Genomic DNA, 24006 nt, shown 5'->3' on the forward strand with positions numbered 1-24006 from the left:
TTAAAAAATGAACATCCTTCAAACCCAAAACCTAAGCATCGGCTACTCTTCAAAGGCTCAAAAAAAAGTGATTGCCTCGGATGTTTCTATTCAATTGGAACAAGGAAAATTAATTGGATTAGTTGGAGCAAACGGTATTGGAAAATCAACGTTATTGCGAACATTAACCGGTATTCAAAAATCACTTTCTGGCACAGTTTTATTGAACGAAAAACCAATTGAATCGTTTGAATCTTTGGCTTTAGCTCAACAAATTAGTGTGGTTTTGACCGAAAAATTGCCACCGAGTAATTTAACGGTTTATGAATTGATTGCTTTGGGAAGACAACCCTATACGAATTGGCTTGGAAAATTAACAGAAGAAGATAAAATTCAAATTGAAAATGCAATTAGTCTGACCGAAATCGGTCTTTTAATTCATCAAAAATATAACGAGATCAGCGATGGACAATTGCAAAAAGTTTTAGTTGCTAGAGCTCTTGCTCAGGACACACCGTTGATCGTTTTAGATGAACCTGCTACCCATTTGGATTTGTTGCATAAAGTTTCACTTTTTAAATTATTGAAAAAACTAACGGTAGAAACGCAAAAATGTATTCTGTTTTCTACGCATGACATTGATTTAGCCATACAATTAAGTGATGAAATGATTGTAATGACTAAAGAAAAAGTGTTACAAAATCAGCCTTGCAATTTAATTTTAGACGGTACATTTTCCAATTTATTTTCTAGTGAAAATATTCTTTTTGACTCAGAAAAAGGAAAATTTATTATTCGATAAACTTATCTTTTAAGTTTAAAAATCCATTTCTATTTTCTATTTTTACTTTCTTCAAAAATAGAAAATATGACAACTTCTTTTCTTCTTCTACTAACCTTTGTGATTGCTTTATCTATAGGAATATTTATTGGTAAAATGCTTTCTACAGCACAATCGAAATCTGAAAAATCAGCTTTGGATGAACGAATAAATGGACTTTTAATTCAATTAGATCAATCAAAAAATCGTTTTCAGGAAGAGCAAAATCAATTTGTAAAACAAATAGAAAGTGAAAAGAAAGAGAAGGAAGAAATCCGTCGTGAGAAGGATTCTTTCTCATTACAACTCACCAAAAAAGAAGCTGATTTTGAAAATCTTTGGCAACGCAACAAAGAACAAAAGCAAGAAGTAGAAGAGTTGCAGGAAAAATTCACCAAAGAATTTGAAAACTTAGCTAATAAAATTCTCGAAGAAAAAACAGTAAAGTTTACGGAGCAAAACAAAGAAAATCTTAAAAATATTTTATCGCCTTTACAGGAAAAAATTCAGCATTTTGAAAAGAAAGTCGAAGATACCCACAAGGAAAGTATTGATTATCACGCGGCTTTGCGTCAACAGATTGTTGGGTTAAAAGAAATGAATGAACAAATGAGCAAAGAAACACTCAATTTGACTAAAGCCTTGAAAGGTGACAGCAAAATGCAAGGAAATTGGGGTGAATTGATTTTAGAACGCGTTTTGGAAAAATCCGGATTAGAAAAAGGCAGAGAATATGAAGTACAACAAAGTTTTACTACTGAAGAAGGCAATCGTGTGTTTCCAGATGTGGTGATTAACTTGCCTGACGGAAAGAAAATGATTGTCGATTCGAAAGTTTCACTTACGGCCTATGAACGTTATGCCAATGAGGAAGATGATGTGCAAAGAGCAGTATTTTTAAAAGAACACATTAATTCCATCAAACGCCATGTGGAACAATTGAGTGATAAAAATTACCACGATTTGTATCAAATGGAAAGTCCTGATTTTGTGTTGCTGTTCATTCCAATCGAATCCGCTTTTGCAATAGCTTTAAATGAAGATAATTCGTTGTACAACAAAGCTTTTGAGCTTAATATTATTATTGTTACCCCTACAACATTACTAGCTACATTGCGAACAATAGACAGTATGTGGACCAATCAAAAACAACAAGAAAATGCCTTGGAGATTGCTCGTCAAGCGGGAGCATTGTATGATAAATTTGAAGGATTTGTTACTGATTTGGTTAAAATTGGCAAAAAAATGGACGAAGCAAAAGCGGAATATGGTAGTGCCATGGGTAAATTAGTGGAAGGAAAAGGAAATTTGGTGGGAAGTGTCGAGCGGTTGCGAAAAATGGGAGCCAAAGCTAAAAAAGTACTTCCAGAAAATATTCTCAAAAGAGCCGGAGAAGAAATGGAGGAGGAGTGAAAATTGTATAATTTTGAAAATCAATTTAAAGTAAGTTTTTTTTTAAAAATAAGAAAATAAATTTATGCTGTTTCATTTTTACGTTATTAATTCTCTTTTTTGGTATCAAAAAGTCAAAACTAATTCATAAAAAATGTGAATCGTATTGTTTTTTTGTTATTTTTGATGCAAATTCCAAAACAAAAAATGAAAAAAAATTACGCTTACCTTTTATCATTATTTATTGCTGTTACTTGTTTTTTTATGGCAATTTCTTGTTCAAATGATGATGATTATGTACCTGTTGAAGATGTTTTACCTGTTGCTACTGATGATAATGCAACTTATGCCTTAGCGGAAACAGTAGAAATTTCGGTTTTGTTAAATGATACAACTGGTGATGATGTTATTCCAACTACGGTTAGTTTAATTGGTGGAATTGACACGGATTCCAATACAACTTTAGATGAATTGACAATTCCGGGAGAAGGAGTTTGGACTGTTCATGCGTTGACAGGAGTTGTTACTTTTACACCGAATTCTTCCTTTCAAAATAATCCTGCACCCATAAAATATACTGTTGAAGATTTAGAAGAAAATGTTTCAAACCAGGCTACTATTACCATCATAGCAGTACAAACTGCGGATGTTGACTTAACACAAGTTCCATATCAAAAACTTTCTGATTATAAGTTTTTTGCCGGAGAAATGAAAAATCAAATTCCTTCTTTGGGAGTATTACCCTATGAGCCTGCTAGTCAGCTTTTTACTGATTATGCCCATAAAAAACGATTTGTTTGGATGCCAAATGGTGTAAAAGCAACCTATGAAGGCGATGGTAATTTACTAGAACTTCCGGTAGGATCCGCCATTATCAAAAACTTCTATTATGATAACGTTCAACCGGGAAATGTGACCCGAATCATTGAAACAAGAATCATGATTCGTAAAGCGGATGACTGGATTTTTGCAGAATATGTATGGAATACTCAACAAACTGAAGCTTTTTTAGACATGAATGGAAGCAATACCAGTATCACTTGGATTGATGAAAATAATATTACTAAAAGCACGTCATCTTACAGAATACCCTCCGTGGGGCAATGTTTGACTTGTCATAAATCGAATGAATTGGCAGTTCCAATTGGTATCAAACCACAAAATATTAATTTTGACTATACCTATTCAACCGGTTCTAAGAATCAATTGACAAAATGGATTGAACAAGGTTATTTGGAAAATAATTTACCGGGGAATATTGTTTCAACCGTCGATTATAGAGACACTTCAAAACCATTGGAATTAAGAGTACGCTCTTATGTTGATATGAATTGTGCTCATTGTCATCGTAACAATAGCCATTGTGATTACCGACCTATGCGATTTGCCTTTGGTGAAACAACAAACTTAGTAAACATGGGCGTCTGCGTTGATACCCAAGATATGGCTGGTTTTCCTGCTGCTTTAAGTAAAATTGTTACCCCTGGAAATAGCAATCGCTCAATGTTGCATTATAGATTAAATACAGCTGACCCAGCTTATATGATGCCGCTCATTGGAAGATCTATGATACATGAAGAAGGAGCAGCTTTGATTCAGGAATGGATAAATTCATTATCAGGACCTTGTTTATAAAAAACTAAATTAACTAAACTATACTAATATTAACCAAATGAAGAAAATTACTTATTTAATTCTTTTTTGCATAGGAATTCAGCTTTCTAATGCACAAGATACATGTGCTTCGGCAGTAGTTTTGCCAGGAGCAGGGCTTTATGTTGTTGACGCTGTTAATGGTTCAGAGGTTCCAAATCCAGTTTGTACTGAGAATGGTAACATTGCTAACAATGGAAAAGGCGAGTGGTACTCTTACACACCAACACAAAATTATACAATAATCATTACAACGGATATTGCCGCTAATACACCTAGAGTAGACACTCGTTTTCATGTGTATACGGGTTCTTGCGGAGCATTAACTTGTTATGCCGGTGATGATGATAATGGAAGTGGTTACTCTTCCGTGAGTTCTTTCGTTGTTTTAGCTAATATAACATATACTATAGCTTTTGATAATCGATGGACTGCTAATGGGTTTACTTTTCAATTGATTGAAGCTCCATATCAAGAACCAATTATTATTAATCCAGTTACTTTTACTAACCAGGCTATAGAAACAATCAATAGTTCATACAATATTACTGTTGTTGACATGAATGGAGACTATTTAGATGATATTGTGGGTGTTAGTAGTAACAATATTCGTATTCATACTCAAAATGCTGGTGGAACTTTTACTGTTACCAATTATCCAACAACAACTGCCGTAAATATGCCTTCTTGGAGTTTAGCTGCAGCAGATTATAACAAAGACGGTTTAAATGATTTGATGTATGGTGGAGGTAATGGTGTTACTTTTATGAAATCAAATGAAGCTGGAAATGGATATGACCAAAATACTTTTTCAGAATATGTTTTTTGTCAACGGACTAATTTCGTTGATATAAATAATGATGGTCATTTAGATGCTTTTTCTTGTCATGACGTTCAGCCTAATGTTTATTTCCTAAATGATGGTTGGGGAGGTTTTACCTTTTATCAATCAACGGTTACACCCGGAGCTATTCTATTAGGAATCCATCCAAATGGAGGAAATTATGGTTCTATTTGGATTGATTATGATAATGATGGCGACCAGGATTTGTTTATTGCCAAATGTCGTGGAGGTTCAGGAACAGCAAAGTTTAATGAATTACACAGAAATAATGGTGATGGAACCTTTACTGATGTTTCAACTGCCGCTAATATGTATGATCCGGTTCAAACTTGGTCATCAGCATGGGCGGATTATGATAATGATGGTGATATGGACGCACTTATTGGTGCAAGTTCTACCACAGACGGAACTCATAAATACATGAGAAATAATGGGGATGGGACTTTTACAGATATTACAGCCGGTTCAGGATGGGATATAAACACTAGTACTAGTATCGAGCATATTGCTCACGATTTTGATAATGATGGATTTGTTGATGTAATGGGTGGTGGAAATAAAATCATGTACAATAAAGGAGTTGGAACGTTTGCTTCTTCCGGTGTTAGTTTTGGTGTTAGTGCTGTGGGTGATTTAAATAATGATGGTTTCCTTGATTTTCAAACCGGTACTACATTAAGAATTAATAATGGAAATTCTAATAAGTGGCTAAAATTAAATTTACAAGGTATCCAAAGTAACCGTAACGGTATCGGAGCCCGAGTTGAAATTTATGGTGCTTGGGGAAAACAAATTCGTGATGTTCGAAGTGGTGATGGTTTTAAATACATGAGTTCTTTGAATGTACATTTCGGAATTGGTCAAGCAACAGCAATTGATCAGGTGATTATCAGATGGCCATCCGGTCTTGTTGATACCATTGTAAATCCTTCTCCTAACCAAACTTTATTAGTGGTTGAAGGAGCTACTTTAAGTGTTAATCAAAATGCTATTTCTAATTTTGTGTTATATCCAAATCCTGCAAAAGATTTTGTAACCTTGAAAAGTTCAACAACAAGTTCTATAGTTTCTGTTGAAATTTTTGATTTGAACGGACGTAAAGTTTTAACTTCTGATGTGGTAAAAGAAACAATTTCTGTTCAATCTTTATCAGTAGGGACTTACCTGCTTTTGGCGAAAGATAGTGATGGAAATCTTTCTACACAGAAATTTATCAAACATTAAAAAAAAACTCAACCAAACTAAATTTTGAAAAAGCCCTCCATTGTGAGGGCTTTTTTATAACTTTGAATTTCAAAAAATAAGACAAACAACATGAACTACATACTTTTTGATGGACCGGTTCGCATGGCACTTTTACCATTCACATTCACCCGTCCGGTGGCCGATATTCGAATCGGAATTTTAACCATACGCGAAAAATGGGAGAAATATTTAGGCTATACTACCACAACAATTACCGAAGAGTATTTGTCTGAAAAATATCCAATGGTAGAAATGGAAGAAAACATTCTAATTAATGCTTCATTTTTGCCCAATGAAGTATTGGTGGAAATGATTCAAAGTTTGGAAAAAAATCAAGCTATTTTTAAAGGCGAAGAAGTAATTGCTTTTTTTACCAACGATACACAAGAAGAAGTTGATTTTGACACCTACGAAATCATCGATTATGCAGAAGAAGGATTACGCATTGAACACACTTGGGACATTTTTGCAAAAAACGACGCGGCGATTCGTGAAGATTTTGAATTGCTAACTGAAGGACGTACTTCGCAACCCATTCCTAAAAGTGTCAACGTCATCAATCCTGAAAATATATTCATTGAAAAAGGAGCAAAGCTTGAATTTGTTACTTTAAATGCTTCAACCGGACCTATTTATATTGGCTATAATTCCGAAATCATGGAAGGTTCTGTAATTCGCGGACCCTTTGCGTTGTGTGAAGAAGCCCAAGTGAAATTAGCTTCCAAAGTTTACGGAGCAACAACTGTTGGACCTCATTGTAGAATTGGAGGCGAAGTGAACAATTCTGTTCTTTTTGGTTATTCCAATAAAGGACACGACGGTTTTTTAGGTAATTCCGTTCTTGGTGAATGGTGCAACATTGGTGCCGATTCCAACAATTCCAATTTAAAAAACAATTACGAAGCAGTGCGATTGTGGAGTTATGAAACCGAAGGTTTTGCCAAAACCGGCTTGCAGTTTTGCGGACTCATGATGGGCGATCACAGCAAATGCGGTATCAATACTATGTTTAATACGGGAACCGTTGTTGGAGTTTCCACCAATATTTTTGGTAGCGGATTTCCACGAAATTTTGTCCCAAGTTTCAGTTGGGGCGGAGCAACCGGATTTACCACTTACCTCACTAAAAAAGCGTTTGAAACTGCTCGAATTGCTATGTCTCGTCGTCAGGTGGAATTTACTGAAGAAGATGCGAGGATTTTGGAACATGTGTTTGAAGAAACGAAGAAGTGGAGGAAGGAGTAAATTCTTTTTAGTTTCTCGCAAAGACGCCAAGTCGCCAAGCTTTTGACCACGTCTTTGCGACTTTGCGAGAAATATTCTTAACGAACTTTGCGGTTAGGCCATCGCTTCACCTTTTAAAAAATCCCTCAATCCATTTCCAATTGTGGTTGAAAAAATAAAGCACAATAAAAAAAACAATCAGAAACAAAATAACTTTTATAATCAACCTTTTCCGTTCTAATTTCTGTTCCGCAAGCATTTTTTCTCTAATGGATTCCAATAATTCAGGTGTAGCTTGCACGTGATCAATAAATTCTGAAGTTGCGTTGGAAGTGTTTTCCAAACGTTCCAATTTGCTTGTACGATTACGTTTATTATTTCGTAAACTGATTAATGCTTGCAACATCGAACCTTCTCCCGGCATAATTTTTCATTGTTTAGATTATGATAGTCCCTGCGTAATAAAATGTGAGTTTGGCATTTTCTATAAATTCTGATATTTTCATTTCTTTTGTTGCATTTTCATTTCGCAACTCAAAATAACACTCCTGTGGATTTGCAAATCCAATTCTAAATAGCCAAAACAGGAATCTTTTAGTTTTGAAATCAGGATTTAGTTTTTCAAGTTCTACCAAATTTCCAATAGTTAGACTGTCACTTCTCGTCAAATTATAAAAAACTTTTCTCTTAGTTGACATTGTGTCTAATTCACTTTTAGTTAAAATTTTGGACGTTTCTGTTCCAACTATAATTTCAGGGTAAAAAATACCTTTTGAAAATATTGCAACTAATGAAGTGTCATTTGAATAAACCCTCAAAACTTTGTCGTCAAATTTCCATTCATTTTTATTTAAACTTTCTATTACTCCATTATAACTTTCATAATAGGTTTTTTTGTATTTTGTTTTGAAAATTTCTTTTGAAAACTGATATTGCACGCCATTAGTATCTTGTCCAGATACTTGGATTAAACAAAGGAGTAATAAAGCTAATAGTATTTTGTTCATTCTCATTTATATAGTTTACCTTTTGTAAAAGTTTGATGTTAAATCTTCTTAACCCTCTTCAAACTTAACAAATTCAACGGATTAATCCCCAAACCTTCCACATTTTTTCTTGTAAACCTCGCTACTTTGTCATAAAATAATGGAATAATCGGAGCTTCTTCAATGATGATTTTGTCCATTTGTTGGTACAAATCAAATCGCTTCGCATCATCGGTTTCTAAAAATGCTTTTTCATACAACGCATCAAATTTAGCATTGGAGAAATGCGTATAATTCGGTCCGTTTGGAGCAAAGTTTTTACTGTAAAAAAGTGATAAATAATTCTCCGCATCCGGATAATCGGCAATCCAACTTGCTCTGAAAAAGGTGACTTTTCCTGTCGCAATTGCTTGTCGCAAGGTCGATGGCGGATTCACATCAATGGCAACATCTAAACCAATTTTTTGCCATTCTCGTTGCAGGAATTCCGCAATATCAATATAGGTGGCGTTTGTACTTAAAATGATTTTGGGGTTTTTAATGCCGGTTTCTTTGACAAAAGCAGCTACCAACAATTCAGCTTTTTCGGGTTCAAAATCATAGCCTTTTTGATTATTAAAACTTGGCATTCCACTGGGAATGATTCCGCTGGTTGCCGGAATTCCCATATTATTTCGAAGATAGGTAATCATCTTCGCTCGGTCAAAACCATAATTCAAAGCTTGACGAATGCGTTTGTCCAAAATCGTTTGATCCGATCCATCCATTCGAAAACCTAAATATTCGGTGTTGAGGTACGCTCCACTGATTAAATTGACTTCATTAGCATATTTTGGTTGTAATTCGCCTTTTTGCGTCAGAATTTCATCTTTATACGAGGGATCCAAACCGGAGACGAAATCAATTTTTCCTTGAATAAATTCTAAAAATCCACTTTGCTTGTCGGGAAAAAAAGTAATGGCAACGGCTTCTAAGTAAGGTAATTGCTTTCCGCTTTCGTCTTTTTCGAAATAAATCGGATTTCTTCGCAAAACCAATTTGACGTTTTCTTCCCAAAATTTAAATTGAAACGGACCTGTTCCGATGGGTTTTGTTCGGAAATCGTAATTCGGACTTTCAATAATTTCCTGCGGAACAACTGACGCATATTTCATCGATAACAAACCTAAAAATGCAGGAAAAGATTTCGTTAATTTTATTTCGAAAAGGGTATCATTTATCGCTTGAAAACGCTCCACATTTTGCAAAATCCATCCACCGGGAGAAGCCACTTTTTCATCTTTTAATCGTTTCAAACTGTATTCAAAATCTTTTGCTTTTACTGTTCGTGTGGAATCTTTTCCAAACAACTGATGTTTGTGAAAAAAGACATCATTCCGAAGTACAAATTGATACGTTTTTCCGTCTGCAGAAACCGTCCAACTTTTAGCAATATCCGGTTGAATGTGCAAGCTGTCATCCAATTGAACCAATCCGTTAAACAATTGATTGCAAGCCCAAATAATGTTTTGTGATTTTGAAAAAGCGGGGTCAAGAGTGGCAATGTTTGCACTTTCGTTGTATCTAAATACTAAAAGTTCTTTGTTGTTTTCTTTGGAATCATGACAAGAAAGCAACAATAACTGAAGCGATAGAGTTACAAGGAAAAGAATTTTTTTCATTAAGCAATTATTGAATGTAGATAATTGCTGTAAAGTTAGCATAAATTGAAAATTGGAATACTAAAGTTTAAAAAATCTGTGTAAATTTGCAGCCTTAACTTTTTGACAACGATTTCATTAGTTAAGCTATTTTATGGAACATAAAAAGAAAGTAGCATTCTACACTTTAGGATGTAAATTGAATTTTTCAGAAACCTCTACTATTGCTAGAAACTTTCAACACGAAGGTTTTGAACGCGTTGACTTTGAAGAAGTTGCAGATATCTATGTCATCAATACTTGTTCGGTTACAGAGAATGCCGACAAACAATTCAAGCAAATTGTAAAAAAAGCATTGAAAAATAATGACAAAGCTTTTGTGGCTGCTGTAGGATGTTATGCCCAACTGAAGCCCGAAGAATTGGCTGCTGTTGACGGAGTCGATTTAGTTTTGGGAGCCACCGAAAAATTTAAAATCACCGATTATTTGAATGATTTGACCAAAAACGATTTAGGTGAAGTACATTCCTGTGAGATTGAAGAAGCTAATTTTTATGTGGGAAGTTATTCCATTGGCGACCGAACTCGTGCGTTTTTAAAAGTGCAAGACGGTTGCGATTACAAATGTACCTATTGTACGATTCCTTTGGCTCGTGGCATTTCGCGTAGTGATGAATTGCAAAATGTGTTGAAAAATGCCAAAGAAATTTCGCAACAAGGAATTAAAGAGATTGTATTGACCGGTGTAAATATTGGTGATTATGGCAAAGGTGAATTTGGCAATAAAAAACACGAACATACTTTCTTAGAATTGGTACAAGCATTGGATGAATTAGAAGGTATTGAACGTTTGCGAATTTCCTCCATTGAACCCAATTTATTGAAAAACGAAACCATTGATTTTGTATCCAAAAGTCGAACGTTTGTCCCGCACTTTCACATTCCGTTGCAATCGGGAAGTAACGACATTTTAAAGAAAATGAAACGTCGTTATTTGCGGGAATTGTATGTGGACCGTGTGAATAAAATTCGAGAAGTGATGCCTGATGCGTGTATTGGTGTGGATGTAATTGTTGGTTTTCCCGGAGAAACAGAGGAGCATTTTTTGGAAACCTATCATTTTTTGAATGAGTTGAACATTTCTTATTTACATGTGTTTACTTACTCTGAACGTGACAATACGGAGGCAGCTGAAATGGAAGGAATCGTACCCGGAAACGTTCGTTCTAAACGTAGCAAAATGCTTCGTGGATTGTCTGTTAAAAAAAGAAGAGCATTCTACGAAAGCCAAATCGGAACCACGCGAACGGTTTTATTTGAAGCCGAAAACAAAGAAGGTTACATTCACGGTTTTACGGAAAATTATGTCAAAGTAAAAACGCCTTGGAATCCGGAATTGGTGAATACGTTACACAAAATAAAATTGACCAGAATTGATGAAGATGGTTCGGTACGGATGGAGTTCGTGAGGGATATAATTTCTGTTTAAAAAGTTCTATTTTTCAAAAACAATCAACCTCCCGTCAATTTTTACACTTGTAAAACCTATATTTTTCTGAATCCATAAGATAGACTTCTGATGGTAGAAAAAAACGTGTGTGGGGTCGTTTTTATATCCCCAAGAATCGAAGTTTTTTGATTCGGAAAACAAATCAGTTTTGCAATATAATTTTCCGCCCGGTTTTAAAAGATTGAAAAGCAATTCAAATTCTTTTTTTGGAGTGTGAAAATGTTCCATCACTTCGCAACAGGCGATATAATCGTATTTTTTTTCTAGTGCTTCCGGATGATTGGCAAAAAAGTGGTCATATTCTTGCACGTCGTACTCATTGTCGCGAAGCATTTTTGTAATGACCGGTCCGGTGCCCGAACCAAAGTCCAAACCTTTATCCGTTTTTTTAAAATCTTTCAAAATACCATCTACGATAGGGGAAACAAATGTTTGGTAACGCACATCATTGACATCGTTGTTATGCATTTCATAATGTTTTCTCTCCTCTGTTTCTGAAATGTAGTTTTTATCATCTAAGAATACGGAAAAGCATTTGATGCAAAAATAAAATTCACGCGATTTTTGACAATAGAAATGGTTAGAAGGATGATTACAAAGTGGGCATTTCATTGTTATAACTTAATTCCCGGAGGAAGTAATTCCTTATAAGCAGGATTTTTTTTGAAAAAATGAGCCAATTTAGGGTGAGTTGGAACCACTTTAAACTTTCGTTCTACTGCAATGGAAAGTACTTCTATGATAAAATCTTCAATGTATTCATTTGGTAAGTTTTCAGGTTGATTGAGTTTTGTCAAAAATATTTTTCGTTCCTGAATAGCATATTCCATTACCAATAATCCAAATTCTGTTGGTGTTTCAAAATGTCTTAAGAGTAGATTGTCTTTAATTTCCATGGTATTTCAATTTTAATCGATAAAACATTTAGAAAAGATACATGTCGAATAAAAATGCATTACAAATGTACGGTTTTTAATTTTTTAGGGATTAGCAATGCCGGTAAATCTCAAACATTTAACATTTAAGGACTATTATTTAATACTAATTTATACTGATTTTTAGAGATTAGCCTTAATTTTAAACCCATTAATTGAATTCACCAATGGAAAAAATTCCTGTTTATTTTATGCCTGGTTTAGCGGCCAGTACAACAATTTTTGAACGGATACATTTGCCTGAGGATATTTTTGAAATCTTTTTTTTGGAGTGGGTAATTCCAACTAAGAATGAAACTTTGGTAATGTACGCCCGCCGATTAGCAAAGGAAATTGTTCATGAAAATTCCGTATTAATTGGCGTATCTTTTGGGGGTGTTTTAGTTCAGGAAATAGCAAAAATTATTCCCGTTCGAAAAACGATTATTATTTCCAGTGTCAAATCGAATCAGGAATTTCCAAGGCGAATGAAAATTGCGAAAGCCACTAAAGCATATAAATTGTTACCCACTGGATTAGTTCACAATGTTGAAGGATTGGCAAAGTTTGCTTTTGGTGATAGTATAAATCAAAGGCTTAAATTATATGAGAAATATTTGAGTGTGAGAGATAAATCCTATTTTGATTGGGCTTTGGAATCAATAATTTTGTGGGATAGAGCCATTGAAGATAAGAATGTTGTGCATATTCACGGTGATGCGGATGATGTTTTTCCGATAAAATATATTTCCCATTGTCACGTTGTCAAAGGAGGATCTCATATTATGATATTGAGTAAATACAAATGGTTGAATGAAAATTTGCCAAAAATTATTTTAAATGAATGATGAGTTGGATTGATTTTTGTAGTTTTACAATGACCAATAAAAAAAAGAAAATGAAAAGGATTAATCAAATTATAATTGTGCTCGTTTTATTCGGACTGAGTGGAATATTTATTTATTCAACTTCCAAGAAAACAATGGTTACGGATAAAGTTGAAGCGTATGCTTTACCTAATCAAATCGATTTTGCAGGTGAATCCACCCCTTTAAATTTAGTAGACGTTCGTGAGCGATTGGATCGAGAAATGTTGGTTAATACTAATTTACATTCCACTACTACACTAATATTGAAAAGGGCAAATAGAGTATTTCCTGTTATTGAACCAATTCTGAAAAAATATGGTGTTCCGGATGATTTTAAGTATTTAGCTGTAATTGAAAGTGGCTTAGTAAATGTGGTTTCCCCTGCTGGAGCAAGAGGTGTTTGGCAGTTTATGCCTGAAACGGCGAAAGAAAAAGGCATGGAAGTAAACGACTTGGTTGATGAACGATATCATTTAGAAAAATCAACTGAAGCAGCGTGTCGCTATTTATTAGATGCGAAAAATAAATTTGGAAGTTGGACATTAGCTGCAGCTGCTTATAATGGGGGGATGGGCGGCATTAATAAACAAATGGAAAGCCAACAAGTTGGTAATTACTATGATTTGTTATTAACAGAAGAGACTTCCCGTTATGTTTTTCGGATTTTGGCTTTAAAAGAAATTATGAAAAATCCTGTAAAATATGGTTTTGATATTCCAAATGAGCAACTGTATTTTCCAATTGAAATGAAAAAAGTTCAAGTTGATAGTTCTATTACAAATTTGACTTCTTTCGCTAAGAATATGGGAATAAATTATAAAATTTTAAAACTACACAATCCGTGGTTACGAGATAAAAAATTAGATAATAAATCTAGAAAAGTCTACACATTGGAAATTCCTACAGAAGGTTATTAATTATTTGACAAGATGAAAATGACTACAACAACCCTTATTCTATTGCTTTTTATTGGACTTTTAGCCGGTGTTTTAAGTGGGTTAATTGGTATAGGTGGTGGCATTATTATGATTCCTTTGTTATTACTTTTAGGATTATCACAACACCAAGCACAAGGCACGAGTTTGGCGGTTTTGGCTGTTCCTGTGACTGCTTTAGCGGCTTTTAATTATTACAAGGAAGGCTATGTCGATTGGAAATATGCTGCTTTAATAGCTGTTTTTTTTGTTATTGGAGGTTATATTGGCAGTAAATTTGCCCTTCAAATAGATGAAAAGGTGCTGAAAAAAATATTTGGTTTTGTACTCTTATTAGTAGCCGGAAAATTAATTTTCGAAAAATAAGATTATTGATTTACTAAAAATTCCTTTATGTTTTAGATACTTATTAATTGAGTAATGCGCTCTTTAAATAAAGCATAATTCATTTCATACGCTTTTTTATTTGGTGTTTTTAAAGGAACCGAAGCAGCACCTCTTTTAATATCAATTATTTGTAAATTGGAATCAATTAAATAACACGTAGGAAATCCTAGTGTTTCCTTCATGTTTTCAACTATTTCATTATCATTTTTATAGTTTTTGTGGGCGTAACAAATTTCAATTTGACCGCTTATTTTTTTGGAAAACTTTTTAACTTCTTGTTTTTTACCCCAAACAATGACCACAAATTCTATTTCTTTATGATATTCTTTAGCCAGTTTATTAAAAGCTAAAATTTCTCCTTTTCCCGGAACACACCAAGCAGCATAAGTAACCAAAAAAATTGGTTTTTTAACTTTACTCATTTTAAGTTTTCTGTCAGAAACCCTTTTTAAAGTAAAATCATTGAATTTGGAACCTATTAATTGATTTTGAACTAAACTGTCAAATAAAAATTGTCCTCTTTCAAAATCACCGGATTTGTATGCTTTATTGCTTTGTTGTTTAAATTTTGAAAAGTTTGCCCGGATTGCATCTGAGAAGAGTCGCTCATTTTCTTGACCGAAAAGAGGGAAGAATTGACTTAAAAAAAATAATATGACTAATAAATTTTTCATCTGATTAGTATATTAACAAACCAAATATATGAAAACTTTTTAACAAATCCATATTTTTTGTAAATATCTTATTGATAATTAGAGTAATGCCAAAGATTTGTCTTTAATTAAGTTTTGAGTTTAACTATTTTTAATTACAAAAATGACAACTCAACACTTTTTTTCATGATCATACTTTAAATTATCACTAAAATTTTCGAAAAAATAAATTTAGTATATAATTGATATCATTTAATTATATTAAAGAAAAATTGTTACTATATCAAAAAATTCATTGAAAAAGGGATATGTGTCTAATTAAATTTTCGAAATCGAGTAATTTAAGTCCTCAAAAAACTATACATTACCACATCAAAAGTATAAAATTTATGTAATGAATAAATTATTTTTCAATTTTTGAATTTCATTAATTTCTATTTATAATTTGAGGTTAATTTATATATACAAGTTGCTAATCATAACTTACCCTTTTTGTAAATCAACTAAATAAATTACTAATTGACTCTTATCTTTTGTGTTTAAACTTTATTTAGTTCGAAAACTTTAGACATCAATATTTTGCCTAAAGCAAGATTTTGCTTCTGTTTAATTTTCAAAATTGTAAAATCTATTGAATTTTAGAATTAAAAATGAACCTTTCAATGATTTTTAGACAGTGTATATTTTTTGTTGAGGTTGTTTTGAGAATTATTTAATAATTCATTACTATTTTTATAGAATCAAAAATATAACTAATAACTTTTTACATATTTCATTAAACATCTTAACTCACAAAACCAAATGAAAAAAATTATTCTCTTAGTAATTTTTTGTTGTTATTCTTCTTCTATTTTTTCTCAAACAGAAAAAGTTTACCTAGAAACGAATAATGCAGAAATGAAACTCAAAATCAATGGAAAAGATTTTATTGTTAACGGAATGAATTGGGATTATTTCCCTATTGGAACTAATTTCAATTATAGTTTATGGAAACAAACGGATAATATTATTCAAAAAGCGTTGGATGATGAAATGGGCTTGTTAAAGAATATGGGCGTAAATACCATTAGAGTCTATTCAGGTATGCCAAAAAAATGGATTGAATATGTTTACACTAATTATGGCATTTACACGATGCTTAATCATTCTTTTGGTCGTTACGGCTTGACCTTAAATGGAGCTTGGGTTGCTAATACAGAATATTCCAATGCCAGTACTCGAACACTTCTTTTACAAGAGGCTAAGCAAATGGCTATGGATTATAAAGACACTAAAGGGTTACTTTTATATTTATTGGGTAATGAAAATAATTATGGGTTATTCTGGGATGGTGCAGAAACTGAAGATATACCAGTAGAAGACAGAAAATCTACAGCCCGTGCTTACGATATGTATAAATTATTTAATGAGGCTACATTGGCTATGAAAGAAATTGATAATTCTCATCCTGTTGCAATTTGTAACGGTGATTTACTTTTTCTTGATTTGATAGCAAAAGAATGTCCAGCTGTTGATATTTTAGGTATAAATGTTTACCGAGGAATTTCTTTTGGCGACATGTTTGAACGAGTGAAAAAAGAGTATGGAAAACCGGTATTACTAACTGAATTTGGTTCAGATGCTTTTAATGCCCTAACAAATGAAGAAGATCAAAATGCTCAAGCTAAAATTCTTAAAGGTAATTGGAAAGAAATTTATGAAAATGCAGCCGGTTTGGGTAAAAGTGGAAATAGTTTAGGTGGATTTACCTTTCAATTTAGCGACGGTTGGTGGAAATTCGGGCAAACAAAAAATTTAGATATTCACGACACAAATGCTTCTTGGTCTAATGGTGGTTATCCTTTTGACTATGTAAATGGAGAAAATAATATGAATGAAGAATGGTTTGGAATTTGTGCAAAGGGACCAACAAGTATCAATGGAACCTATCAATTATATCCTCGTTCATCATATTATGTTTTAAAAGATGTGCATCAACTAAACCCATTTACAAATGGAAAATCATTGGTTGACATTCAAAATCATTTTGATAAGATTCAAATTTTAGATGCATCACTAAGAGCTAGAGGAGATAAAGCTGCTTTAGAAGGACAGAAAAGTGGAAAAATAAGAGTCTCTAGACTATCAGCAGAATTTACTAACTTCAGTACGGGAGGAGATTTAATATCAACACCTGATGAACCAGTACCAAATGGTACAACCTATCCAGATCAACTCGGTTTTGATAATATGCAATCTTTTTATATTGGAATAGAAGGTAACCCTACCTCTAACATGACAGTAAACGTGGAATTCAATGTTTTAGGAAATGTTGCACTTAATCCTATAGATGAAATATTTTATGAAAACAGAGGGCGTCCTGTAGAATTGGACGGTACTGATGGAACAGTTACGATAGGAGATAATAATCGAGTAGAATTATACAAAGCCAGTTATAGATGGGATGAAAAACTGTTTAAATTAGATGGATTTTATAGAACTGGACATTATCATTGGGGTTATGAAGGTGATTTCTTTGGTTTATATCCTGAAGCTAATTACGGACCCAATTTAGATATTTATAACGGTAAAGCTCCTTTTGGATTAGAAATTGAAGGAAAGAAAATGTTTAAAGGATTTAAATTGGCCATGGGACCTGAACTTTGGTGGGGTGCCAATCCTGCCATCTTACTTAAATATTCTAAAACAATTGGAAAATTTGATTTTACCGGTATTTTTCATGAAGATCTAACTCAACGTACTAATACACAAACTTCCCTTGCTATTCCACAACCTAAAACCAGACGTTTCACGGCACATATAAATAGAAAATTTGGTAAAATAGGAGTTGATTTAGGAGGTATTTGGGCTGGACAACCGCTAGAAGGCAGAGAATATCAAGTAGTAAGAAATAACCAAGTTTATGTAAATCAAATTGAAAGCAAAGATAATATAGGTGGAAAAATGAAATTAACCTACACCGGTGGACAATTCAATTGGTACGGTCAAGCTGCTGCTCAAGGATTAGTTTCCAGTGGAGGAGCAGATCTTACGCAAACTTTTACAGGTTGGCGATTAAAAGACAGTGGAAGCGGAAATCAATACAACTTTTTAACGGGAATGACCTATACTATTGGAAAATTACAAATAGCTCCTAACTTTTTATGGCAAAAACCTCTAGAAGGACCAATCACAACTGATGTGCCTGCACCGGGAAGACCGAGAAATATATTAGATGATCCTTTTGTCGTGAGAGCGAATAGAGAACAAGTTGCCGGAGAATTATTACTTACTTATGATCCTACTCCCGGAACTTGGATGTATGATTGGGACAATGACAGATCAGAAGATTCAAAGTTTGCTGTTAGTGCAGGATTTGTATTTCGTCATTTGCCTACTACACAAGATGCGGCTATCGGGTTTTTAGATACCAGAACCGCCTTTGCTTTCGAAGGGGCACCGCCAGCTAAAGACTTATGGGAATCTTATGCTAGAATTGTATCTAAACTTAACGCAGATTTTGGTTTTATTGCTAATATTTATGGTGGACCTGCACAAGCCAATGGTAGTGATGCAAGAACTATTGATCGTTACGGATTAGATTTAAAAATGATTTATAATAGAATCAAAGTTGCTTCATTTGTTAAAGTTAATGATTGGGGCCCTTTCGATTATCACAGAGATTTTAACTTGACTTATCCTATACAGTTAATGGCAGATATATCTTTTGGAATTGGAAAACCTGAATGGTTTATACTTCCCGGAACAAGAATTGGATTAAGAGGAACATGGCGTTCTTTAGATCAATATTCACCAAGATATAATCCAACTCAAATTTTAGACTCAGCAGGGAATTGGGTTCCGGATCCTACTGCCGTTGGATATTCAAACGGAAATGAATGGGAAATTAGAACATATGTTCACATAAATATTGGTAATTAAAAAAAAAGAAAACTATGAAAACAAATTTTAATAATCGTGTCTTAAAGCATTTGTCCTTATGGATGATTGTTTTGGTATTTTTTGGATGTGAAAATGATTCAAATGACTTTGAAGAAGCAAGCTACTCTAAAGATCCTAATGTTTTTATTGATGGCTTTAGCTCGGGCTTAAATTATGCTGCTTTTAGTAATACAGTAATCTTGGCCTTTCAGGTTGACAATGATGTAACTTATAATAATTCCAGTGCATCCATGCGTTTTGACGTTCCTAATGAGAACGATGCTGATGGAGCCTACGCCGGTGGAGCTTTCTTTACCTCGGTTGGAAGAGATTTATCAGGATATGATGCGTTGACTTTCTGGGCTAAAAGTTCAAAAGCTGCTACTTTGGATGTAGTAGGTTTTGGTATTGATTTAGGTGAAAACAAATACCCGGCTTCAATTTCAGGAACTAGACTTTCTACAACTTGGAAAAAATATATAATTCCAATTCCTGACCCTTCAAAATTAAAAATAGAAAAAGGAATGTTCTATTTTTCAGAAGGTCCGGAAAATGGTGATGGCTATACCTTTTGGATAGATGAGGTTAAATTTGAAAAGTTGGGAACCATAGCACACGGGCAAGCATCAATTATGAATGGTGCTAATGTTTCACAAACAACTTTTGTTGGAGTTAATTCAAAAATAGATGGTGTTGTTGCAACATTTAATTTGCCAACAGGCGTGAATCAAACGGTATCATTAAGTACCTCTTATTTAGAATTTACTTCTTCTAATCCTAGTGTGGCAAGTGTTGATTCTAATGGTCTAATTACTTCCTTGAGCCCAGGTACAGCAGTAATTACTGCCAATTTTGGGGATACAGTAGCAACGGGTAGTTTAACTATTAATTGTGTAGGAACTTTTGTTCATGCACCAACACCAACCAAAAATGCTGCAAATGTAATTTCAATTTTTTCTGATACCTATACCAATGTGCCAGTAAACTATTATAACGGATATTGGCAGCCATGGCAAACAACTGTTTCTAATGATTTTAGTGTTCAAGGGGATAACATTTTGAATTATAACATTTTCAATTTTGTAGGGATTGAATTTAGTAGTCCGACAATCAATGCTAATGCTATGACTCATGTTCATTTAGATGTATTTATTCCCGGACCTATTGCTCCTGGAAGACAACTCCGTGTTCTAGTAGTTGATTTTGGTGCAGATGGCGTATACAGTGGAGGCGATGACACAAGACATTCTACTACTTTTACCGCTCCGACTTTGGTTTCACAACAATGGATATCTATAGATATTGCTTTTGCTTCTATGACAACTTTAGCCAGTAGATCACATTTGGCACAACTTATTTTAGAAGGAGGTGATGGTTCAGTTTTATATGTTGATAATATCTATTTTTATAATTAATAAGTTTTCTATATAACTTTTTTAAAAAATTCAAAATGACTATAAAAATTAAATTAATTAAAAAAAGCATTCTTTTTGTAAGCACCTTTTTTTTGCTTGTGAGTTGTTCTTCTGATGATAAGCAAACTGTTATTACAAAAACACAATTGGTAATGCAAGATGAATTTGACACCAACGGTTCACTAGATCAAAGTTTGTGGGGTTATAATATTGGTACAGGAACAAATGGATGGGGAAATAATGAGCTGCAATATTATACTGATAGACCTGAAAACATTATCGTTGAAAATGGAATGCTTAAGATAACAGCTCGTGAAGAATTGTTTTTAGGAGCTTCTTATACTTCTGCTCGTATATTAACTAAAGGAAAGTATGAAAAAAAATATGGGCGAATTGAAGCTCGTATAAAGTTGCCTTGGGGAAAAGGGTTATGGCCAGCTTTTTGGATGATAGGAGCAAATTCTGATACTGTCATCTGGCCTCAATGCGGTGAAATTGATATCATGGAGTACTTAGGTAATCAACCAACAAAAGTTTTTGGGTCTGTTCACGGACCAGGCTATTCAGGAGGTAATTCTGTTAGTCAAACTTTTACACTTCAAAGTGATCGCTTCGATACAGATTTTCACATTTTTGGTGTTGAATGGGGAGAAAATTACATTAACTATTATGTAGATGATGTATTGTACAATCAAATTACACCGGCTGATGTCACCGGAGAATGGGTGTTTAATCAACCTTTTTATATCATCTTGAACGTTGCTGTTGGAGGTAATTTACCGGGTTCACCGAATAATGATACTGTCTTCCCACAAACTATGTTGGTCGATTACATTAGAGTTTATGAATAAAAGCAAAATATAAAATTCATAAATACAATAGAATTTAAAAAATTATGAGCCAAAGCCAGACTGTTATGAACAATGATGATACTAAGATTGAATATAAAACTGTTTCTATGGAAATGGTTACAATCGATGGAGATAACTTTTATAAAATAGAAAACCACGACAAAATGCGTCCCTTTTTTATGAGCATTGTAAGTGATTCTAATCATTGGCTATTTATTTCGAGTAATGGTGGACTTACAGCTGGCAGAAAAAATGCGGAATATGCTCTATTTCCTTATTATACCGACGATAAAATTACTGAGTTTGCAGACATAACGGGAAGCAAATCTATTTTTCAAATACAATTAGAAAACCAGTGTTACATTTGGGAACCTTTCTCTGAACGATTTAACGATAAGTACAAAATAAGTAGAAATCTATACAAAAATACCTACGGAAATACAATCATTTTTGAAGAAATCCTTCACGATTTCCAGCTTGTTTTTAGATATCAATGGTCAAATAGCAATGCGTATGGTTTTGTAAAAAAGTCAGAATTATTTAATAATTCAGAAAAAAACTATTCAATAACTCTTTTAGATGGGATACAAAACATTTTACCTCAAGGTGTTAGTAGTGACCTGCAAGCAACAACTAGCAATCTAGTTGATGCTTACAAAAGAAGCGAGCTACACGCTCAAAGTGGCGTGGGTATTTTTGCATTAAGTGCCATTATCGTAGACAAAGCCGAACCTAGTGAAGCCTTAAAAGCCAATATTGCCTGGTCAATAGGAATTGAAAACCCAACTTATTTGGTTTCTTCAAAACAATTAGGTGCTTTCAGAAATCAACAAAAAATTACACAAGAAAAAGATATCAAAGGTGAAAAAGGTGCCTATTTTGTTTCAACCGATTTAATTTTAGAAAAAAAATCCTCTAAAAGTTGGAAAATCATTGCTAATGTCAATCAAAATCAAGCACAAGTAATTGAATTGGCTGAGGCTATTTGTCATGATAAAACGCTGGAAAATAAAGTAAATGAAGATGTAACTCTCGGAACTAAAAACCTCATTGCATTAAATGCTGCAGCTGATGGCCTGCAGTTTACCGCAGATTCCAGAAAAGATTCTCGTCATTTTTCAAATGTGTTGTTCAACATCATGCGTGGGGGTATTTTTGACAACAATTATCAAATAGAGAAAAAAGATTTTTCCAAATATCTTTCAAAAGCTAATAAGCTGATTTTCGAAAAAAACAGTGCATTTATTAGCACTTTACCAGAAAATTTTGACTACTCACATCTTCAAGCAATTGCAAATAAAATCAACGATGCCGATTTAATAAGACTTTGTACAGAATATTTGCCTTTAAAATTCAGCAGAAGACACGGCGACCCGAGTCGTCCATGGAATAAGTTTTCCATCAATACCCGCAGTGAAATTGATGGTTCAAAAATATTAGATTACGAAGGAAACTGGCGTGATATTTTCCAAAATTGGGAAGCTCTAGCTTATTCATTTCCTGAATTCATTGATGGAATGATTCATAAGTTTTTGAATGCTTCCACTTTTGATGGTTATAACCCCTATCGGGTTACTAAAGATGGTTTTGATTGGGAAACTATCGAACCAGACAATCCGTGGTCATATATTGGATATTGGGGCGATCATCAGATTATCTACTTACTGAAATTTTTAGAATTCATCGAAAAATACCAACCCGGTAAGTTGAATTCCTATTTTGACAAAGATTATTTTGTGTATGCCGCGGTGCCTTACACCATAAAATCCTATCAAGAGATTTTACAAAATCCAAAAGATACCATTCTATTTAATCACGAATGGGATACTAAAATCAATAAACGCAGAAATGTAAATGGTGCTGATGGTGCATTATTGCGAGACAATAACGATGAAATATATCATGTTAATTTAATCGAAAAAATTCTCGCCACCGTTTTGGCAAAAATGTCCAACTTTATTCCCGAAGCCGGTATTTGGATGAACACACAACGTCCGGAATGGAACGATGCCAACAATGCCTTAGTTGGTAACGGAGTTTCAATGGTTACTCTATATTACTTAAGAAGATTTTTAAAGTTTTTTGAACAATTACTAGAAAATTCTAATCAGGAAACCATCAAAATCTCCAATGAAATGGTTGAATTTTATCATGCAATAAGAGAAAACCTTACTGCTTTTCAACCATTACTTTCGCAACCTATTAACAATCAAGACAGAAAAAAAATACTCGATGCATTGGGCAAAGCCGCTTCAGATTATCGTATTCAGATTTACAATAGTGGATTTTGGGGCAAAAAACGTACCCATTCCATGGCAGGTTTAAAACAATTTGTAGCTGTTAGCTTAAATTTCATTGAACATTCCATTAAAGCCAATCAAAGAACAGATAAATTGTACCACGCGTACAATTTAATGTCGGTTGAAAAGGATGGCGTCACCATTTCTTATTTACCCGAAATGCTTGAAGGTCAAGTAGCCGTTTTAAGTTCCGGATTTATAAACGGACAAAAATCACTGGAGGTTTTAGATGCGTTGAGAAAAAGTGCTCTTTACAGACCGGATCAAAACAGTTATATTCTCTATCCTAACAAAGAACTTCCTAAATTTTTAGAAAAAAATACAATCCCAAAAGATAAAGTTGAAAAATCTGATTTGCTCAACAAACTTTTACAAAACCATAATTTTCAATTAGTCAACAAGGACATCAAAGGAGGTTATCATTTTAATGGTAATTTCCACAATGCAAATGATGTTCAAAATACCTTG

General features: G+C 33.6%; 19 protein-coding genes. 13 read left to right on the forward strand and 6 right to left on the reverse strand.

What is annotated here, in order from left to right; genetic code table 11:
* Positions 1 to 7 precede the first annotated feature (7 nt).
* From ACIQ2Z_RS02350 to ACIQ2Z_RS02370, 5 genes are all read left to right on the forward strand, one after another.
* A complete protein-coding gene (locus tag ACIQ2Z_RS02350; RefSeq protein WP_396182559.1) occupies positions 8 to 781 on the forward strand; it encodes an ABC transporter ATP-binding protein in 774 nt (257 codons plus the stop codon).
* Positions 782 to 847: 66 nt separating this feature from the next.
* The gene (gene rmuC / locus ACIQ2Z_RS02355; protein ID WP_396182560.1) at positions 848 to 2212 is read left to right on the forward strand and encodes a DNA recombination protein RmuC; all 1365 of its coding nucleotides are present in this window, start codon (positions 848 to 850) and stop codon (positions 2210 to 2212) included.
* Between the two features lie 186 nt (positions 2213 to 2398).
* Entirely contained in the window at positions 2399 to 3826 is a 1428-nt protein-coding gene (locus tag ACIQ2Z_RS02360) for a hypothetical protein (protein ID WP_396182561.1), read from the forward strand.
* Positions 3827 to 3863: 37 nt separating this feature from the next.
* Positions 3864 to 5912: an FG-GAP-like repeat-containing protein gene (locus ACIQ2Z_RS02365; protein WP_396182562.1), complete on the forward strand. Its 2049-nt coding sequence runs from the start codon at positions 3864 to 3866 to the stop codon at positions 5910 to 5912.
* A 90-nt stretch (positions 5913 to 6002) separates the two neighbouring features.
* Positions 6003 to 7178, forward strand: a complete 1176-nt coding sequence (locus ACIQ2Z_RS02370; RefSeq protein ID WP_396182563.1) for a GlmU family protein — start codon at positions 6003 to 6005, stop codon at positions 7176 to 7178.
* 106 nt (positions 7179 to 7284) lie between these two features.
* Here the strand turns inward: ACIQ2Z_RS02370 and ACIQ2Z_RS02375 are convergent, their stop codons facing one another.
* The 3 genes from ACIQ2Z_RS02375 to ACIQ2Z_RS02385 are packed head-to-tail and all read right to left on the reverse strand — an operon-like array spanning position 7285 to position 9804.
* Positions 7285 to 7581, reverse strand: a complete 297-nt coding sequence (locus tag ACIQ2Z_RS02375; protein WP_396182564.1) for a hypothetical protein — start codon at positions 7579 to 7581, stop codon at positions 7285 to 7287.
* A gap of 13 nt (positions 7582 to 7594) precedes the next feature.
* A complete protein-coding gene (locus ACIQ2Z_RS02380; protein ID WP_396182565.1) occupies positions 7595 to 8164 on the reverse strand; it encodes a hypothetical protein in 570 nt (189 codons plus the stop codon).
* A gap of 38 nt (positions 8165 to 8202) precedes the next feature.
* On the reverse strand, positions 8203 to 9804 hold the full coding sequence (locus ACIQ2Z_RS02385; protein ID WP_396182566.1) for an ABC transporter substrate-binding protein: 1602 nt from the start codon (positions 9802 to 9804) through the stop codon (positions 8203 to 8205).
* A 133-nt stretch (positions 9805 to 9937) separates the two neighbouring features.
* On the opposite strand from ACIQ2Z_RS02385, the gene mtaB reads away from it, so the two are divergent.
* Positions 9938 to 11272 carry a tRNA (N(6)-L-threonylcarbamoyladenosine(37)-C(2))-methylthiotransferase MtaB gene (gene mtaB / locus ACIQ2Z_RS02390; RefSeq protein ID WP_396182567.1) on the forward strand — a complete coding sequence of 445 codons (1335 nt, stop codon included), beginning with the start codon at positions 9938 to 9940 and terminating at the stop codon, positions 11270 to 11272.
* Positions 11273 to 11278: 6 nt separating this feature from the next.
* Here the strand turns inward: mtaB and ACIQ2Z_RS02395 are convergent, their stop codons facing one another.
* A complete protein-coding gene (locus tag ACIQ2Z_RS02395; protein ID WP_396182568.1) occupies positions 11279 to 11905 on the reverse strand; it encodes a class I SAM-dependent methyltransferase in 627 nt (208 codons plus the stop codon).
* 2 nt (positions 11906 to 11907) lie between these two features.
* Complete coding sequence (locus ACIQ2Z_RS02400; protein ID WP_396182569.1) at positions 11908 to 12189, reverse strand: N-acetyltransferase; 282 nt, start codon at positions 12187 to 12189, stop codon at positions 11908 to 11910.
* A 206-nt stretch (positions 12190 to 12395) separates the two neighbouring features.
* Here ACIQ2Z_RS02400 and ACIQ2Z_RS02405 point away from each other — a divergent pair, with 206 nt between their 5' ends.
* Genes ACIQ2Z_RS02405 through ACIQ2Z_RS02415 form a run of 3 tightly spaced genes read left to right on the forward strand, consistent with a single transcriptional unit; the run spans position 12396 to position 14377 of the window.
* Positions 12396 to 13055, forward strand: a complete 660-nt coding sequence (locus ACIQ2Z_RS02405; protein WP_396182570.1) for an alpha/beta hydrolase — start codon at positions 12396 to 12398, stop codon at positions 13053 to 13055.
* Between the two features lie 50 nt (positions 13056 to 13105).
* Positions 13106 to 13993, forward strand: coding sequence for a lytic transglycosylase domain-containing protein (locus ACIQ2Z_RS02410; protein WP_396182571.1), 888 nt, complete (start codon positions 13106 to 13108; stop codon positions 13991 to 13993).
* An 18-nt stretch (positions 13994 to 14011) separates the two neighbouring features.
* The gene (locus ACIQ2Z_RS02415) at positions 14012 to 14377 is read left to right on the forward strand and encodes a sulfite exporter TauE/SafE family protein (RefSeq protein ID WP_396182572.1); all 366 of its coding nucleotides are present in this window, start codon (positions 14012 to 14014) and stop codon (positions 14375 to 14377) included.
* Positions 14378 to 14409: 32 nt separating this feature from the next.
* Here ACIQ2Z_RS02415 and ACIQ2Z_RS02420 read toward each other — a convergent pair whose 3' ends face one another.
* Positions 14410 to 15072, reverse strand: coding sequence for a TlpA family protein disulfide reductase (locus tag ACIQ2Z_RS02420; RefSeq protein ID WP_396182573.1), 663 nt, complete (start codon positions 15070 to 15072; stop codon positions 14410 to 14412).
* Between the two features lie 780 nt (positions 15073 to 15852).
* Here ACIQ2Z_RS02420 and ACIQ2Z_RS02425 point away from each other — a divergent pair.
* The 4 genes from ACIQ2Z_RS02425 to ACIQ2Z_RS02440 form a co-directional block, all read left to right on the forward strand.
* Entirely contained in the window at positions 15853 to 18972 is a 3120-nt protein-coding gene (locus ACIQ2Z_RS02425) for a glycosidase (protein WP_396182574.1), read from the forward strand.
* A gap of 14 nt (positions 18973 to 18986) precedes the next feature.
* The gene (locus tag ACIQ2Z_RS02430) at positions 18987 to 20387 is read left to right on the forward strand and encodes an Ig-like domain-containing protein (protein ID WP_396182575.1); all 1401 of its coding nucleotides are present in this window, start codon (positions 18987 to 18989) and stop codon (positions 20385 to 20387) included.
* 35 nt (positions 20388 to 20422) lie between these two features.
* A complete protein-coding gene (locus ACIQ2Z_RS02435) occupies positions 20423 to 21238 on the forward strand; it encodes a family 16 glycosylhydrolase (protein ID WP_396182576.1) in 816 nt (271 codons plus the stop codon).
* A gap of 44 nt (positions 21239 to 21282) precedes the next feature.
* The coding region (locus tag ACIQ2Z_RS02440) for a hypothetical protein (protein ID WP_396182577.1) at positions 21283 to 24006 on the forward strand (2724 nt) is incomplete at its 3' end.

Source organism: Flavobacterium sp. (genome assembly GCF_044361015.1).
Classification (GTDB): Bacteria; Bacteroidota; Bacteroidia; order Flavobacteriales; family Flavobacteriaceae; genus Flavobacterium.

What these genes read in the sequence shown, in the direction of transcription:
- ACIQ2Z_RS02395 (WP_396182568.1), bottom strand. Translation starts at nt 11,905, where the DNA reads ATGAAATGCCCACTTTGTAATCATCCTTCTAACCATTTCTATTGTCAA.
- ACIQ2Z_RS02360 (WP_396182561.1), top strand. Translation starts at nt 2,399, where the DNA reads ATGAAAAAAAATTACGCTTACCTTTTATCATTATTTATTGCTGTTACT.
- ACIQ2Z_RS02430 (WP_396182575.1), top strand. Translation starts at nt 18,987, where the DNA reads ATGAAAACAAATTTTAATAATCGTGTCTTAAAGCATTTGTCCTTATGG.
- ACIQ2Z_RS02380 (WP_396182565.1), bottom strand. Translation starts at nt 8,164, where the DNA reads ATGAACAAAATACTATTAGCTTTATTACTCCTTTGTTTAATCCAAGTA.
- ACIQ2Z_RS02405 (WP_396182570.1), top strand. Translation starts at nt 12,396, where the DNA reads ATGGAAAAAATTCCTGTTTATTTTATGCCTGGTTTAGCGGCCAGTACA.
- ACIQ2Z_RS02435 (WP_396182576.1), top strand. Translation starts at nt 20,423, where the DNA reads ATGACTATAAAAATTAAATTAATTAAAAAAAGCATTCTTTTTGTAAGC.
- ACIQ2Z_RS02420 (WP_396182573.1), bottom strand. Translation starts at nt 15,072, where the DNA reads ATGAAAAATTTATTAGTCATATTATTTTTTTTAAGTCAATTCTTCCCT.
- ACIQ2Z_RS02385 (WP_396182566.1), bottom strand. Translation starts at nt 9,804, where the DNA reads ATGAAAAAAATTCTTTTCCTTGTAACTCTATCGCTTCAGTTATTGTTG.
- ACIQ2Z_RS02370 (WP_396182563.1), top strand. Translation starts at nt 6,003, where the DNA reads ATGAACTACATACTTTTTGATGGACCGGTTCGCATGGCACTTTTACCA.
- ACIQ2Z_RS02425 (WP_396182574.1), top strand. Translation starts at nt 15,853, where the DNA reads ATGAAAAAAATTATTCTCTTAGTAATTTTTTGTTGTTATTCTTCTTCT.
- mtaB (WP_396182567.1), top strand. Translation starts at nt 9,938, where the DNA reads ATGGAACATAAAAAGAAAGTAGCATTCTACACTTTAGGATGTAAATTG.
- ACIQ2Z_RS02365 (WP_396182562.1), top strand. Translation starts at nt 3,864, where the DNA reads ATGAAGAAAATTACTTATTTAATTCTTTTTTGCATAGGAATTCAGCTT.
- ACIQ2Z_RS02400 (WP_396182569.1), bottom strand. Translation starts at nt 12,189, where the DNA reads ATGGAAATTAAAGACAATCTACTCTTAAGACATTTTGAAACACCAACA.
- rmuC (WP_396182560.1), top strand. Translation starts at nt 848, where the DNA reads ATGACAACTTCTTTTCTTCTTCTACTAACCTTTGTGATTGCTTTATCT.
- ACIQ2Z_RS02415 (WP_396182572.1), top strand. Translation starts at nt 14,012, where the DNA reads ATGACTACAACAACCCTTATTCTATTGCTTTTTATTGGACTTTTAGCC.
- ACIQ2Z_RS02410 (WP_396182571.1), top strand. Translation starts at nt 13,106, where the DNA reads ATGAAAAGGATTAATCAAATTATAATTGTGCTCGTTTTATTCGGACTG.
- ACIQ2Z_RS02375 (WP_396182564.1), bottom strand. Translation starts at nt 7,581, where the DNA reads ATGCCGGGAGAAGGTTCGATGTTGCAAGCATTAATCAGTTTACGAAAT.
- ACIQ2Z_RS02350 (WP_396182559.1), top strand. Translation starts at nt 8, where the DNA reads ATGAACATCCTTCAAACCCAAAACCTAAGCATCGGCTACTCTTCAAAG.